Source organism: Photobacterium damselae (genome assembly GCF_003026815.1).
Classification (GTDB): domain Bacteria; phylum Pseudomonadota; class Gammaproteobacteria; order Enterobacterales; family Vibrionaceae; genus Photobacterium; species Photobacterium damselae.
On sequence record NZ_PYOG01000003.1, the window covers coordinates 197,158 to 214,790 of the forward strand.

The following is a 17,633-nucleotide window of genomic DNA, read 5'->3' on the forward strand; positions in this document are numbered from 1 at the left end:
ATTAAGCTCTGATTCTATCTCCATCTGGAAGAATTTGGTGTTTGCTTAATAAGCGATACATAGTTGCTCGGGAGATGCCTAAATCTTTTGCAGCAGACATCACTTGACCATGATGCAAATGCAAAGCGGAAAGTAAGATGTCTTTTTCAGCCTCATCTTTGATGCTTTTTAAGCTTCTTTTTGCGCATTTTGTAGATGGTAACAAAAACGCATCAGATGTAATCACAGGGCCTTCAGAAGAAATAACGGCTTGTTTGACCTGGTTTTCCAATTCAATTAAATTATTTGGCCACGGATAACTAAGCAATAATTTATCAATATCTTCTGAAAATTTAACTGCCATCGTATTAATTTTATTAAGATGAATATCAAGAAAATACTGAGCAAATTTACGTATATCTTCACTTCTTTCTCGTAAACTTGGAACATCCAAATGGAATATATTTAACTTATAAAACAGCTCTTTATTAAATTGATATTCATTAAGTAGTGTGTCCGGTTGTATCGAAGAAGAAGAGATAATTTTAATATCATTTTGAGTCTCTAAACGTAATCTGGATTTTAAGTCTAAATTGAAAAACTCTAATAATTTCAGTTGAAAATCTTGAGGCAATGATTGAAGATTCTTTAAATATACTGTTTCATTTTTAAAATTTTCAATATTTTTTGCCGAATTAGAAAAGTAGTGATAAAAAATGTCTCTCTGGGTCGATGACGTCAATAACAAATCACAATCAATGGTAAAAAAACGTCCGTACTTTCTACCACTGGAATGCCATAAATAACGTGCTAATGATTGTTTTTTGGTCCCATTTTCTCCAGTAATAAAAATATTCACATCCGAAGAACTTACTCTTCTTACTAAATCTTTTAGCCGCTTGACTTTTTTGCTTTCCCCTGAGAGTAATAATTTTATTAACACATCTTTTGGATTTTTATTGTTAGTAATTTTGGTCATTCCCATTTGATGTTTAATGAATGGCATGAATTGACCATCGACAATGGGAGATAGAAAATAATCTGAACAGAATTTACCGATGAAGCTACGAACGACATCTACGTCAAGTTGCTCTTTATTTAAAATTGTAACCCATCTTACATGTTGATTATTCATAGCTTTTGTCGTAATACATGCGAGACTAAAGACACAATTAGTTAGATCAGCTATACAAATGCAGTTTGTTTCGTCTTCAAGTATAGCATCTAGTTCTCTAATATCTTTACATCGAACAACATCATAATTATTCCTTTCTAGTAGCAAAACCCAAGAGTCATTACTACTGCTTAAAATAACAACTTTTTTATTCACTTTCTTAACATTAGCTTGGTGATTTACAATCATAAGGAATTTCCATAAAAAGTTTCATATTACATAATAAATATAGCGCAAATTTATGATTCATCTTATTTTGAAGACAGAAGAATAATTAATTCCTAATTTTAAGATATGAAAATTTACATCTATTTTCAAAATAAAAATAATTTACCAATTTAAGAGAAATAGAATAGAAATAAAAATAAAAAAGCCACACTAGTGTGACTTTTTTCATACAAGTCATATCTTAATTTATAAGACGACTGTCTTTCATATTTGAAACAAGAATTCCAGCTAACTCATCACTAATATTATTAATATTCGTTGGATCTACAGATTCAGATGATGTTGACCAAATAGGCTTATGTGATGCGGTATCAAACAAGGTAAACTCAATATTTACAAACTCATAAGATACTGTATAGCTATCATCATAAATGTAACTGTATGATGAACTGTAGTAATTAGTAAATGTAACTGAATTTGAGAATCCATTTCCTGGATAACGAATATTTTTATCTTCAATATTAATCAATTGTCCGACAAAAACAGTTTGAATATTATTTTTCTTAACATAATTACCAATAATCTCTTTTGACGGCAATTTATCAGGATAGACCTGAGAACTTGCTATTGCATTAACACCTTGAGCTTTTAGCTTTTGTACCATACCATCTTCGAAAATACGCCTCACTCGAAGATTATCAGACATAGCAATCACTAACATACTCTTTATTGGTGTTTTCGTGTAAGTACGATCAACCCATGCTGAGGTTAATGTACTTTGGGCACAAGCAACTAAAAACACAGCAAACAAACTTGAAATAATAATACGATACATAAGGCATACCTTTTCTCTATGTTCTAAAATTAAAAATAGTACAAGGAAGCGAGAAATCAATTATGAAAAAATTATTATTGAGTAGTTTAGTCATATTATCAGGTTGCACTTTAGATTCTAATAATGAGATGCAAAATACAACAGATAACACTATTACTAATATTCAGCAAAATATCGATAAACTCACGGAATTAGACCAGATAATTTCAACAATTGAAGATGAGAAAACTTCAGATACGGAATTAAAAAAACAGTTAGAGAAATTAGCCTATATGGCTAATGAGAATTCAGAGGCGATGCTTTATCTTGCATCTCTTTACGAAGAAGGTGATATCATTAGTAAAAATTTAGCCCTTGCAAGATCATATTACAGCAAGTCGTCTCAAAAAAATAATACACTTGCGAGATATTATTATGCTCTCATGTTAATAGATGGCAGAGGTGGAGAGACAAATCATAAAGAAGCAAAAGAGCTATTACAAACAAATATAAAAGACAATCATGAACAGTCAACATACGCTCTAGCCTATTTACACTTTATTGATAAAGACTATCAAAAGACTATTAACATTCTCAGTACAAAGAAATCAATCGATTCTCCATCATCAAAATATTTATTAGGTATCTCTTTGTTAGAGCAAAATCAAAATATTGATAAAGCTATTGAATTATTAACGCAATCATCGACAGAGAAAAATATTTATGCCAGTCATGCTCTCGGAAAAATCTACGCTCACGGCAAACACGGACAATTAAAAGATCCAAAAAAGAGTTTTTTTTATTTAAAGCAAGCCGTACAAGACAATGACCCCAATGCTTTGTATGACTTAGCGATGCTAACACTAGAAAACCCTGAATTTATTGACAATGATTATAATGCGTCGATTGAAAAGCTGATCCATGCCGATAAATATGGAAATAAGTTCGCCAGTTTTGAAATTGCAAAATTATATGACCAAGGAAATATAGTGAAACAAAACTACGAAAAAGCAATTTATTGGTATAAGAAATCTGCTGAAAAAGGAAATAATCGGGCCATGTATAATTTAGCCAGTATGTACGCTAATGGAGATGGTGTTTCTGTATCAATGAGTGATGCTGAATTTTGGTTAAAGCAATCTGCTCAATATGGTAACCAACGAGCTATTGAGTTATTAAAATAGTTACCTTGCTACAGAAAAATCATCTGCACTCAATCTTAAACTGGCTTAAATCAATACCCCAAAAATAAAAAGACTTTTCACCCTAAATTGAAAAGTCTTTTTATTTTGTCTACCACCCGAGCAAAAAAAACTTGCTTAGCATATCAACTAAGCAAGCTGTTCCCGTCAAAGATTTAACGAAACTCTAATTATCAATGCGAATACCAAATATCAAGGTCTCGGATTCACCAGGAGCTACCGTTCCTACGGTACCGATAATTGACCCTGTTGTTCCATTAATAACAGTATTAATAGTCCCCTCTGTAATACTTGGGATACCTCCTGTGACATTAAATGTTGTGTAAGCAGGAGTTGCATCTGTTAACGTCACATTATGCGCATCTTCAATCGCAATATTCTCAGTAGTCAAACGATAGATAATGCACTCTCCAGGAGCGACGGCAAAATTTGTAGTGACGAAATTACCCGTATCTGATGTACCATTACAATCTAAATCTGGTGTTTGTTCTTTTGTCACTTTCATATTGGTATTAGCAATAGTGGTAGTATCAATAATCTGTAACGTACCACAAGCAACGGTTGTTTCTACTGTTGTAATATTATCTTGACCTTGAGATGCATTGGCAGGAGCAAGTACTTTAACAAACAGAACTTTCTGAGCCCCTCCCGCTAAAGAAGCAATCGAAGTAATGGAATTATCAGCACCAGTAAGTACGTCATCGCCATTGGTATCTTCATAAATTACAGCAGAGAAATCTGAATCAGAGTTAGTTACGGTTAAAGCGATATTGGTATAAGCATCATTACTGGTGTTATTTAAGATATGTTTATAGACAATACTACCACCAGCATAGGTAACACCATTTGCGTTAGGTGGGCCAAATGCTAAACACTGAGAACTATTGTCTATTGTCACCGCGTCACGTTTAATATCAGATGCACCTGTCGTTGGTGATACAACCTTAAAGTACACATCTTGAGTTGCTGTTGTTGCATTCTCTGGTACTGTTACATCTGCATAGACGAGCATCGCATCATCAGGCCCAAGTACTGGTATATTCGTAATAACCTCTCCTGCGGCATTCTTAAATACAACACTCCAATCTGCGGGCATCGTATTTTCTGCAAAATTAGTACTACTATACTGCAGCTCATAACTGTCGGCGGCTCCCGATGTATTGGTGACATAAAGAGTAAAACGAGTTGTTGTTCCAGGAGCTGTGGTATTTGTAGTTACTGGCGTTGCTTCAGGTCCGGCACCAATACCACAGTTATCATCAGCAGCATCACAGCTATCCTCAACCGTTAAGCTGGTTTCTGCTCTAAAATTATTCGTTAAATCAACTGTGCTAGCCGTAATTGTTCCTAATCGATCAATAACCGTATTAGTTTTCGATGTATCACTTGATGACGTTGCTCGTTTGGTAATTTGATATGGTCCACCCAACGCAGAGGCTGGTAATGTAGCAACTAAAACAACTTTATAACCACATAGATTTCCATCGGTTACTAAATAAGAAGGACACGTTTCACCAGCCGCTGGGATAACCCCCGTATCAGGATTGCTATCATTATCTGTATCAATTAAAGGTGTAACTCCATCACTCTTATATAAAAAGAAACTCGTTCCACTTGGGAATGTTGATGACTCTATGGAAATATTAAAGATATCTTCATCATTACCCGTATTCCATATGTAGTTGGTAAAGCTAACTCGTGCCCCTTGTGACGCAGAAGCAATATCAACTATCTCGTGATTAGTATCATCAGAGCCATCACAATTATTGTCGGTTCCTACATCGCAACCACCATTATTGGCAATAACCGCATAATTAGAAGTAATCAAAAAAGGCACTCGGTTTGTATTCGTACTGTCTTGTTCACCGACATCCACAGTACCACTGTTGTCTTCATCAAAACCGTAAGTACCTTGGTTATATAACGTTGTTGCTGATAATCCCGAATCAATATTAACTTCAAAACTTATTGTTGCCGATTCATCTGACGCTAAACCATCCATCACAAACTGAATTTCATCATTATTTGGACATGATGCATCTGGAGCAATACAGGTTGTAAAAGCCAGATCTTGATCTCCTGATGTCTCACTCCCCCCTGTTGTTGTTCCTGAGGCCGTAATGGTCGTGCCAGATATACTCCAAGAGACTGCACCATTGAAACGCATCCCCTCAGGCAGAACATCATTTAAGATAACCCCATTCGTTTGTAACGGATCCATATCGGTCAAACCCACATTGGTGTAGGTAAAGGTTACGGTATAAGGTCCGCTTGGTGATGCTCCTTCACTTGAGCTAAGGGCTTTAGTTATCTCAACAATCGGAAGATTGGTCGCTGTTACCGTATCAGTATTGGTTTGAGCACTAACCCCACCATTGGCCACAGCAACACCATCAACAACAACAGCCTGACTGGTTGCTGTAATCGTTAAAGCATTAGATGAGTTTATTGTTGCAGCAGGATCAATATCCGCTACGATAACAAATTCAAAACTCTCACCTGGTGCAAGCGGTCCAACCACATCTCCTGAAGCAATGGGGGTTGAACCAGGGTCTGCTACCCCATCATTATTTGTATCTGGATAGATGGTCGCAGAACTAATGACAGAGGCAGGAAGAACCATATCTAGGGCAAAAGAATCGGTGCTATTACCTGTGTTGGTTAGCACGTGGTTAAATGTCACAGTTCTACCTGGTGCCCCTAATTTCGATTGATCATTGATCAACGTTAAAGCTGCAACAGGTTGAACAAGGGTTTCAACCAAATTGGATGTTGTACTACGTAAGATATTGGCACTATCTCGATAAGTAGCACCTGCTTGGTTTTTAATCACTGTACCTGATTCAGTTAAAGCCATTGCAGCAAAACTGATACTGGCAACAGCGGTTATACCCACTTTGGCGATACCCTTGAAGACATTCATATGAAGCTCCCCTTGCACTATTGCGCACTAGAATGACTAGCAGCTGGACTGTATTGCATGCTAACTGGATTATAATCAGCGCCTAACAAAATCAGCTGTGTTCTACGATTGACCCGATTTTCAGCTTCGTTGTTAGTGACGACAAAAGGTTCTCGAGATCCGGTTCCCAATGTGACAATTCGGTGAGGTAAAATGCCGTGCTGTTGTAAATAATTGGCAACAACATCTGCTCGCTCTTTGGCTAGCATATCATTATAGCTATCTTTACCCGCTGAATCGGCTGAACCAATAACTGCAACGTTTAGATTAGGATTAGCTTTCAATAATTGTGCCGCTTGTTTGATAGCATTCTGTTGTTGTAAATCTAATTGCTTTTTATCAAATCCAAAATTGACAACTGATGGCCAAAAATGTCCTTCAATCACTGTTGTGGAACCACCGCAGGCAAGCTCACCATAATCAGCATAAATTGCTTCATTTGAGACACAACCAGCTAACCCGATGCTGACTAGAAATACAGATGTAGATAGAAGTTTCATGATTATTTTCCTCACCACTATTCGCTTAACCAACCAAACAAGTCTTCATCAAGCTTAAACATAATGTCGAAGTAAAAGCCTTGTAAGTTATAACCTTGTGGGTCGAGGTCATCATCATCAAAACCAATCACGTTATAACCAATACCTGCGCGTAGATTTTCCATCACAAGATAGTTTACTCCTGCGCCAAAAGAGTAACGACGACTATCAAACCAGTCTGTTCCTAACATCCCCGCATGAAGATCTAAGTCCCAACGACGGTTGATGTAGTAGATAACACGACCATCAATAATTGTTGCTACCGAATCATAGTCTTGCTCATACTCGGTAAAATCTTCCCACTTTAGACCTACTCGACCAGAGATTGTCCATTGAGGAGATAATTGGTAATTTTGGTGGGTTGATAAAATATGAGCATTACGCGTTGCATCATTACGTTCCGTCTTCCATTCGTATGCTCCTAGCATGTGATAACGATTGGTCAATCTTGGACGATATGCAAAGCCTAAACTGAAGTGATTACTCCATGTATTTTGAGCACCATCTTTATCGATATAACGATATTCTTCACGAACTAACCCGCTCCAATCCTGACTTAGACGTGTAACCCAAGCACCTAAAATACCGTAGTAATCTTCTGAATCACCATGGCGGTACTCAATACGACCTGTTGTTTTGTAATTAGGATTTCGGATATCCGCTAAACCAAGCGATAGTGCTAACCCAGAGGTACCATCACCTTCAAGTACTTCTACATATTCAATAGATGGGTCAATACTGATTCCTGACACCATTTCAAAGCGGCCGCGATAACCATTTGCAAGTTCTAAACTACGTCCATCAGAAGCGCCACGCTGTCTAAACTCACTGAACGTACTACCACCATGTAACCAGTCAACATCAATACCAGCAGTAAACAGACTGGTTGTACCGCTACCTAAGTTAGTAATACCGCTGAGTGAATCAATGTATTCATATTGAGTGTAAATACTGGCTTGTTTGTGAACTTTTAAATCAGCTTTAATATTGAAACGACGCTTACTATCATGACCAAAGCTTTGCTCATATTCAGTATCAAAGCGACCTGGACGCCCCCATACGCTGAAGGTACGACCGACACCCACAATTGCAGTGGTGTACTCTTCTGAATCTGTTTCGGTTTCATTTTTGATGTAACGAGAACCTAAACGCGTTGTCCATTGAGAGCCAAGGATCTTCGTATCAACAGTGGCCCCAATCGATTGTTGCTTCTCGGTATGAATAAGAGATTCTGAGTGATTAGCTTCGATATTTAAATTCATCAAGCCAGTTAACTTCTGACGATGGCGTAAACGAAACTCTTGGCGAGCAGGCGTTACCCCACCAGTGGTATTGGTATACCCTTCCTCGGCATAAACATACTCTAATTCAGTTACCGCTTGTGCACTCCAATCACGCTTAATTCGGAGTTTATAAGCCATGCCATCTTTAAGTTTACTATCGGTCCCAGTTGAAGAAGTCAGATTATTAGCACTCTCACTACCTTCATGAGACATATGAGCCACGGCTGCGGTTATTTGCGTTTTACTATCAAAATCATAGTTAACCCAAACACTGCCTATGTTATAACCTTCAACATCATTATCGTTATATTCGTAGCTCGCACCAGCAAGTAAATATGGGGTGAATAAATAAGAGAGTCTTGCTCCTGCTACGGTATAAGCATCACCATCGCCTTCTACATCATAAGAAACACGAACTTTAATCGGATTTAAATCAGGATCATAGGTTGGAACTACTCGATTAAAGCGCATATCTCCTGTGAAATAATCAATGGTGTAATCAATATAACGAGTTAATGGTTGTTGTCTTAATACCAGTCCCTGATTATCTCTGTCATAGGTGACCAAATTAACCGTATCAGAATGACGGACGATACGTGTATCACCAATGCTGTAGAACATAGCGGTGCCGTTACCACTAAACTCAACCACTTTATGTAAATCTTCTGGGCGAGCACCGTATAACTGAGCCATCACTCGACCATCGTTATACATACTATTAAAGCCGTTTAAAACTTGGCTGGTGCGACCAATATCTGACTCATCAGCACCATCTGCGGTGTTATAATCACCCCACATTGCAAAGTGACGTTCTTTTTCAAGTTTTACATAAAGCTTGCTTGTACTACGAGCATCATATCCTTTGATGCTGGCATCACCTGGCATTGGGTAATAGCTATCTGGTGAGATTTCACGATAGAAGTCTTCATCTGATTTATTACTGTCATAACTTAATGTTAAATGCATACCGCCTTTTATATTACCTTTCATAAAGGCTGCAGCTCTTTCATCATGACTGTAATTTTTATCTTCATAACCGTCGGCTTGAGCTGGCGGCTCTTCTCCACTAAAGCGACCATATCGACCGGTATAATTTAAAATACCCGAAACAAATAGTGGTCTTTTAGCTGCTACTTGGTACACCTTGATACTGTCAGAAAAATCTTCAACCGAGGCTTGTACATTTATCTGCCCTGTATTTTCAGTACTACGTAGATAAACTGTTTTCTCACCATTAATTACACGAACTTGGTGACCTGTTTCATTTTCCTGAATATCTGGATCTAGCCATGAATCACCATGATCAGTATTTAACGTGACAAAGTAAGTACCACGAGCAAGGTTATTGTTTTCATCATAGAGTTTAATAATAACGGGAATGACAGAACGTCCACCGTCTGCACGCAGTACATCACCATCAGCAACGACACTGATACGTTTTGCCGATTTAGGGTGAGAGAAATTCTTACCAAGGACTAAACGCTCATTACCGAATGGATCAACTGTTTTAATTTCAACGACATTCTCGCCGTCTTCAAGAGGAACACCATACCAACCAACAATTTGCGCATTTTCACGTTTATTAATAATGCGCTCACCTAACTGATCCACACTAATCGCTTGGCCATTAACGTATAACGTTGGTTCAACATCGCCTCGAATTACAGCAATAAAGCGTCCGTCATAGCTATACTCATTTGTTGGCCAGTACCAAGTTCCTTTTTCTGCTTCAGCACGTGTGATATTTTTCGCTTCTTTTTCAGGTAAAGGAATGGCTTCTTGCAGTACATTATCGATACGGAATTTAGCTTCTTGCGGAATACTACTGTAAGCCGTTGGAACAATAGTGGTTTCAATTTTATAGTGTGATAGCGCTGTTCTAAGAGCTTTCAATTTATCTTGAGAGTCACTAAAACCAAAACGAATGGATGATTGATTCTCAGCGCCTGGATAAACATAAGCCTCATCCTGAACTTCTTTCGGATAGATAGAAATAATACTTTCTAAATCCTTCTTACTGCCTTTTCGAGATTCTAAAGCAAAGCCTTTAAAAACACTCAGAGCAGAAGATGAACTTGATGCTTTTTCTACTTTATTGGTTGATGATGTTGATGGACCACTAATTACTCCTGATTGCAACTCTTCAGACTTGAGGGCTTTAGGCTTAGCATCGTATTGAAGTCCTTTAAAGCTCTCTGCCGTTTTAAATAACCATTCACCGTTAATATTGGTATTACGCTCTAATAGTTCTTGATAAATGGCTTCTTGATTTTCTGTTGGACATGGCGCAACAAAATCAGCTCGATGCATCTCACCTCGGCGCATATCCACAAATCGGGAGTCACCTTTTCCTGCATTTCGTGTATCTATCGGTTGCAGTTCAATACCAACAGGAAGTGTCTGCTTATCGACTTTAATGACATGATTACCCGGCTTAATACCAAACATTGAGTATTGACCGTTCTCATCAGTAATAACATAGTCGCCGGTTTCTAAGTAAAGCTTCACGCCGCCAATTGGCCACATCTGGTTTTTCATAATGTCATTACACTGAGCATCAATGAATACCTTACCGAAAATGATACCTCGATCAGACATGACTCCTGTTTGAGTAACTTTCACCTGATATTTGTCAACATTTGAAGTAATTCGGGAGCCACTACTTCCACCAAATGTTGCAGCATCGGCATAAACAGAGTTAATACCATCAGAATCTACGGCACCGGCTGTCAGTTGAAGAACGTAAGTCAGCTTATAGGTACCATTTTCTGGAGGCTGAGAGCTACCATTTAATGTACCAATATCGAAACGATAAGTGTAAGTATCAATACGAATAGGATCCTGATATGGCTGGTCATTTAGACGAGTACTGCCTTCCATATACTTAAAACCATAAGGCATCGAATCGTAAACTTGTGCATTAAACAACTGACTGTCTGGTAAGTTATTTTTAATAGTAATGGTGTACTTAACAAAACTACCTATCTCTGCACTGTCTTTATCTGCATCCTTCTGTATGGTTAAACGACGGTCCAAATTCTTAGGATCTATAGGAATATCAAAGGTATTAACCCGATCCCTTACCGCAATAGGAAATAGACCTGAGTTTTCAACATCCTGATTACCAAATGGGCCATACGATGCAGGAACAACATTATGAAGATTAAAGTTATCTAGAACCGTATAAGATGAAGGCCATACATGGGTTTCAGGTGGAACGACTGAGATATAGTATTGGTTGCCATCAATAGGTGCTAATTTAGGGAAAAAGACTCGGCCTTCTGCATCAGAGGTCGCTTCTGCAACAGGAGTTAACCCATCCACATTCGGCACTCTGATTTTAGCTGCAGGGGCTACATTGTTTTCGGTTTGATAAAACTTAACAATTGCATTCTCAATACCGTTAAAGTTTGTTGCATCAAATACAACAAATTGAGGGCTAATGTAAGCTAGATCGGTCAGAATAATCTTATTACCATTCCGAGGATCAAATACCTCAATCACTAATTCATCATCTGGGTTAGACTGAATTTCACAATCAAACGCCGTTGAACCATTTAAATTGAAGCCACTAAAGTTAATAGTTTGATCAATATTTGCTAATAACTCAGGTCTGATTGCAGAACCCGTACGCCATGGTGTTACTACATCTTCTAGACAATGGTTTGTACCAGTTCGGGTATAATTATCTTTCGGCGCTACAGCATGCGCTGGAATAACACTTCGGAAAATACCTGTATTAGGGCCAGTTTCTGCAAAGACCCAGTGGAATGAATCACCATAAGTAGAGCGTAATGTTACAGGGTAATTAGAAGAAGCGGGGCCAATAATATCAATGGTTGATGCATGCTCATTACCTTGAGGCAAAATAATTTGTGCATGGATACCATCAAATTTTTCATCAAATCCTGTTGTATCGGCATGATAGTAAAAGTTAGTAGGAATAAAATGATCGTGGTTGCTATATTCAATGGTAAAGTCACTATCAGGAGTAAGAACTTGATCATCTAATAATTCAAAATCAATTAAATTAGCTTCATCTTCACCAATGAGAGTATTACAAACCTCACCACTTCTTGAGATGTTTTGATCAGTACTTGATAAATTAACTTCCGCTTCACTATAGATTTTAAATGGCTGCTGACCTCTAACATTATTTACTTGTGTATAGTACGTAAAGTGACCTGAACTGTTTGGTTTCATATAATCAGACTTAACTAGAAAACCAACTTTTTCAACATTCCCAGTTCCATCCCAAGAACTGTATACGTACCAATCTAAATCATGATCAGCTTGCTCAAATAAAAAGTTATTATTGATACCAACTAATACCACTCCACCATCAAAGTTATTTTCTGGAGAGACTAGTGTAATAGGTGAATGATCTTTAGCTGGATTTCCATTAATAATTTTATCTTGTAATAATGTAATATTCGCAGGTAAATTAACAGAGATAAGAACCCCTGTATGGCTAACTTGTACAATATCACCAGACGATTCAGATTTAACAAAAATATTATATGGTTGAGCTGAATCTTCCGGTTTTGTTAAGCCGATACTAGTATAATTTACTCTAAAATCAATCTCATTAAATGAGGTAACTGTTTGTTGGCAAACAGGAGAATTTTCAATGGTAAGATTGACAATTGGCCCATCAAATACGGTCAACCTTGTATCACTGGTTTTCACAACAGATGGCTTAGCTTGTGATGTTACTGCTGTTGTTAAATCATAAAAGTCATCATCTTTATCAGTAGTTGGTATTTCAACTTGATAGACAAGATTAATAGACTCACCAGGTTTTAGTTGAGGAATAATATAATCACCAGCATCATTCTTATTTAATTCAGGCTCACCCGGATCATGAATACCATTACCATTAGTATCAAAATATATTTTAATTTCATTTGTGTCTGGTGATGTTAAATTACCATTATCGCCGTCTTTATTGTCTACGGTAATAATATAACTATCTTTTATATTACCTGTATTTGTTACTGTATGAGGAATACTAACAATAGAACCTGGTGCAACGTTTTTCTCAGTTGCAGCACCACCAGCAGTATCCGGTGTTAATTCTACATCATAAACGTTTTCGACTTTAACATAGGAAATATTCGATAAAACACGAATAGTTTCTCCAGAGCCAGAGTCAAAATAAGTCATGATGGCCTGGTTCGATATTTTCGTTCCAGCGCTAGTTAATCCAAGTGCAGTTGAGCTCACGCTCAGTAAAATGAAAATAACTAGGTACTTCATTTTAGTTATTACATTTAAGAGGGCCATAAGCACTCTCCACAGGCTAATAATTCAAAGATATGGATGTAGGCTTATTGAACTTACTTTTACGTAAATTTAATTAATAATATGGATAAATAAGTTCAATAAGCCTCCCTACTAAGTAGGGAGGACTGAAGTTTATTATTTAGTCAACTTTCACAACAAAGTGGCCAACAGCTTTATCACCTGGAACCAACGTTCCAACAGTGAAGGTAACAGTATTACCACTTACCGCACCTGTAACATCAGCACCAGTTGTACCATCAGGTAGACATAGAGGACCTAAATCATCCGATTGTAGAGGGTAAGTCGCATCAGCTAGAGCAACAACAGTACCGGCATCCGTTGTATTACGACAACTTACTAAGCTACCACCAGCTTCAAACTGAGTGTACTCGGTTAGTTGGTCAGTAATTACGGTATTTAGTGCATCTGAAGTACCTTCGTTAACAGCAATCAGTTTCCATACAATACACTGTCCAGGCTCTACAGTGGTTGTATGCTGCTTCAAGAAAGTTTTATCAGTATCAGCTGCTCCATCACAATCAGTATCTAAATCAGCATACTTATAAAGACGAACCTGACCTTTAATCACTTCAGAATTATCTTGACCTTCCGCTGTTACTGTTGGATCAGTTGTTGATACTGCAGTAATAGTCGTGATGTTATTAGTACCAGAAGTTGCATCCGTTGGGGCAAACACTGTCACTTCCATTGGAATTGTTTCACCTGGTTCTAGTGTTAATGAAGGAACGGTATCTGAACCATCCGTTGCATCACACGTCACCTCGACATCAGCCGTTGAACCGTCAGCTTGTTGAACAGTAATTGGCGATGTTACAGGAGCATCACACAAGTTACCGACTTCAGTATCTGGTGTGCCATCACCATTGGTATCAATCGAAATTGTGTTATTAAAGCCAGTAGTGTTATTACCAGAGCTTAAATCTACCGTTTCAGTTGTATTACCAGTATTACCTAGCGTGTGCTCATAAGTCACACTACCACCTGGTTCAATCTGATTACTTAGTGAAGTAGGTGTAATATCGATACTTGCACTGGTTGCAACATCAAATGCTTCAACCTTACGATCAATTGCACCAGAGGCAGTTGATTGAACAGTTAGCGAGATGATGTAATCCAGATCGCCATCAGTATTCGCATCGATTGCAGATGCTTGATCACTATCAGCTAAAGCTTGAGTTGGATCAGATGGAATCGTAATTTCTGCAGTTACCCATAGCACAGCGCCTGCAGGGATTGTTGGTGTTGATGTGATAACAGCACCTGTTGCTGCAATATCTACTGTACCATCGGCATTTGTATCAATACCATTGTGCTTAAACACAACAGTCCAACCCGCTGGAAGAGCCGTTTCCCAACTTGCACCGTTATAGCTACCTTCAGCACCTAGTAAGAACGAATCAGAGCTACCACCTTCGTTAGCAATATAGATAGGAGCTGTAACTGTTGAACCTAGAGGCTCATCATTAAATACAGTTGCAACATCCGCACTTGTAAAGCCATCACCAGTATCAACAGGATCAACATCTACTGCTGGATCAATCGCTGTAATTGGCGTATTCGCAATATCTACAGTTGGTCCAGTGATATTATCTAAGCGTTCAGTCTTAGTATCACTTTGCGTTGCATCATTGTACGAAGTAGCCGTTGTTACAGCATCAAACGGTGTTGTTGAGTCAGCTGCATCAGATGGTAGTTTAGCCACTACGCGGAACAGCGTTTCATTACAGTTAACGGTAATTCCATCAATTGTTGTTGCTGCATCTGTACATGTAGATGGGTTAACTGGTCCAGTATCAGGAGTAACATTACCGTTAGTATCAACTAACTGCGCGCTACCATCTGCATTCCAATACTCAAATGTTGTACCCGCTGGGAAGCTTGTATTGACCGTTGTTAAATCGAAACTATCAACAGTGTTACCGTTGTTGATAATCTTGTTGTAGAAGAAGACATCACTACCTGCTGCTGCAGAATCAACAGTCTGGGTATTGTTGTCAGTACCATCAGAGTCACCACCACCAGATGTACCCGTTTCAGTACCAGTATCAATGATACCTACACCGGTAGTCGTCGTGGTTGTGGTTGTGGTTGGGTTTGAAGGATCAGGACCTGCTGTTGTTGGATCTGGATCATTACACTCTCCAGCATCTACATAATCACCATCACCATTAAGATCCGAACATGAATATGCTACGTTACCAATTTCAGTATCACCTTGCATTGTTTCTGGTGAATAAGCTACGTAGAATGTCATTGAAACAGTAGTATTAGAAGCGAGTTGATCGTCTACTGCATACACACCTGGCACCGTAGTATCAGTAGTGACACCATTACCATTAAGGTCTAAGCCACCATCAATTTGACTTTCAGCAGTATCGTTTGTACTGTCCTGATCCAAATCAACACCATGAGAGGCTTCATCCACCAAATTTGCGGCATAAGCAATTGGGGTATCGCCATTTACAGTCAATAAACCACTACTGGTTGCATCATATGCAGCACCAGTACTGCCCGTTACAAATACTGTTCCATCAGGTATACCATCAAAGATAACAACATCTTTTGCATCAGTATTACCGGTATTAGAAACTGTTACTGTATAACGAATTAAGCTTAATGCTCGATCTGTAGCACCATCACCATCAAGGTCAATGCCTAAAGAACTCTCTGTTCCGATATTTTCCAGATGCGTAGCTGATTTTGTCATATTAATTACAGCATCATTTGTTACTGTAATTAAACTTGCATTGGTATCGTCAGCACTATCATTGTTATCACCAATATCGGTCACAGAACCATCAACCGCAGATCCTGTACCATTATTAGCTTCAGCTTCAAGTGTGACACCGAGAGTATCGCCAGGTACTGCTGTTGTTGGTACGGCAGCGGCAACAATCAAGTTCATTTGCTCACCACCAGCCAAGGTGACTGTATCGCCAGAGCTAAACTCTGCTTCACCAGCATCTGGCTGACCATTATTATTTTCATCATTGAAAAGCTTAATGGTTGTAGCATCAATAGTATCTGCACCACGAGTATCTGTACCAGGTAAGTTCTGAGCAAAGGTTAATGTATAAGTATCAGAACCGTTACCTGTATTAGTAAGAACGTGTGGTAGATATACTGTCTGACCAGGAGATCCCGTTGTATTGATATCCTGCTCTATAGTTGCACTATAAATTTGAGCTACGGTTACAACGGCCTCATTAGATGTCGCTTGATAAGAGTTGCCCGATGAGTCTTCATAAGTAACTGTTGCTAAGTTTTTAATGTCTGTTCCAGCGGCAGTAGCAGCAAGGGCTTGGCTAGATAAAGTACCCGCACCTACCGTTATGAGTCCCGCTGCAACCCATTTTGATATAGGTTTTAAATGCGTATTCATAAAGTGGTTACCTTTATAAGGTTTAAGATTAATTTCATTTAGATGTCGCTAATCCCTTGCTCTGACGCATGGGTATGGCTTTCTCCTAACGTTTATTTAACTTCGATACGATAGGTGAAAATTTGTTTTTCCTTAGAATTAATTGGAACTTCAGGAATCCAACGAACAGCTGTGTATTTTTCAGGTGGAATAATAACTTCAACCTTTTTTCCATCTTTCATTACTTCTCGTTTTACCGGCTCTGGTTCAAATGTTTTTCCTCCATCAATACTTACAACAAACTTGGATTTCACTTTCGTTTTATCCGTGTCACCAACATAAACTGTATTTTGTGGAATAGGACCGGTAATCACTAATCCATCAAGCGCTCCCTTACTATTATTAGTGTAAGTTAGCTTATATTCGATCTTATCTTTGGGATAAACTGTATCCGCAGGTTTTAAAACTTCGTCTCCATCTTTATTTACCTCAATTAAATAAGCATCCATTTGACTAACCAGTGGCTCTTTATCATCAGCGAATGCAGAGAAAGATGTTGTTAAACTTAGTAGGAACAAAAATAGTAAACTTTTCACATTACACCTCATCATATTTATACAAAGCACTAATCTAAATGCGATTAACATGCCAAGACTGAACACGATAAAAATAAGTAAATTCAAAGCATTAAAATATTCAACAAAAGAACTCCCCATAGACACCTCAATTTATTCAATTTGCAATTTTTTATTATCGCATTGCATATCAGTATGAGATTTATATTATTTGTACACTTACGATCTATTTAATAATATGAGAAACACTGTTAATAACCATCTTAGAT

At 38.0% G+C, this 17,633-nt stretch carries 8 protein-coding genes; 1 reads left to right on the forward strand and 7 read right to left on the reverse strand.

The window, feature by feature from the left end; genetic code table 11:
* Position 1 precedes the first annotated feature (1 nt).
* Positions 2 to 1,342, reverse strand: a complete 1,341-nt coding sequence (locus CTN07_RS05295; RefSeq protein WP_005304372.1) for a sigma-54-dependent transcriptional regulator — start codon at positions 1,340 to 1,342, stop codon at positions 2 to 4.
* Between the two features lie 220 nt (positions 1,343 to 1,562).
* Positions 1,563 to 2,156 (reverse strand): hypothetical protein, encoded by a 594-nt coding sequence (locus tag CTN07_RS05300; protein ID WP_005304369.1) that lies wholly within the window; start codon positions 2,154 to 2,156, stop codon positions 1,563 to 1,565.
* A gap of 62 nt (positions 2,157 to 2,218) precedes the next feature.
* Here CTN07_RS05300 and CTN07_RS05305 point away from each other — a divergent pair, with 62 nt between their 5' ends.
* Positions 2,219 to 3,319, forward strand: coding sequence for an SEL1-like repeat protein (locus CTN07_RS05305; RefSeq protein ID WP_005304365.1), 1,101 nt, complete (start codon positions 2,219 to 2,221; stop codon positions 3,317 to 3,319).
* A gap of 184 nt (positions 3,320 to 3,503) precedes the next feature.
* Here CTN07_RS05305 and CTN07_RS05310 read toward each other — a convergent pair whose 3' ends face one another.
* From CTN07_RS05310 to CTN07_RS05330, 5 genes are all read right to left on the reverse strand, one after another.
* Positions 3,504 to 6,260 carry a hypothetical protein gene (locus CTN07_RS05310; protein WP_005304363.1) on the reverse strand — a complete coding sequence of 919 codons (2,757 nt, stop codon included), beginning with the start codon at positions 6,258 to 6,260 and terminating at the stop codon, positions 3,504 to 3,506.
* A gap of 17 nt (positions 6,261 to 6,277) precedes the next feature.
* Positions 6,278 to 6,799: an OmpA family protein gene (locus CTN07_RS05315; protein WP_036765456.1), complete on the reverse strand. Its 522-nt coding sequence runs from the start codon at positions 6,797 to 6,799 to the stop codon at positions 6,278 to 6,280.
* 17 nt (positions 6,800 to 6,816) lie between these two features.
* Entirely contained in the window at positions 6,817 to 13,407 is a 6,591-nt protein-coding gene (locus CTN07_RS05320; RefSeq protein ID WP_005304359.1) for a DUF11 domain-containing protein, read from the reverse strand.
* Between the two features lie 139 nt (positions 13,408 to 13,546).
* Entirely contained in the window at positions 13,547 to 16,810 is a 3,264-nt protein-coding gene (locus CTN07_RS05325) for a beta strand repeat-containing protein (protein WP_036765454.1), read from the reverse strand.
* Between the two features lie 92 nt (positions 16,811 to 16,902).
* Positions 16,903 to 17,505, reverse strand: a complete 603-nt coding sequence (locus tag CTN07_RS05330) for a hypothetical protein (RefSeq protein ID WP_005304353.1) — start codon at positions 17,503 to 17,505, stop codon at positions 16,903 to 16,905.
* Positions 17,506 to 17,633: the final 128 nt, after the last annotated feature.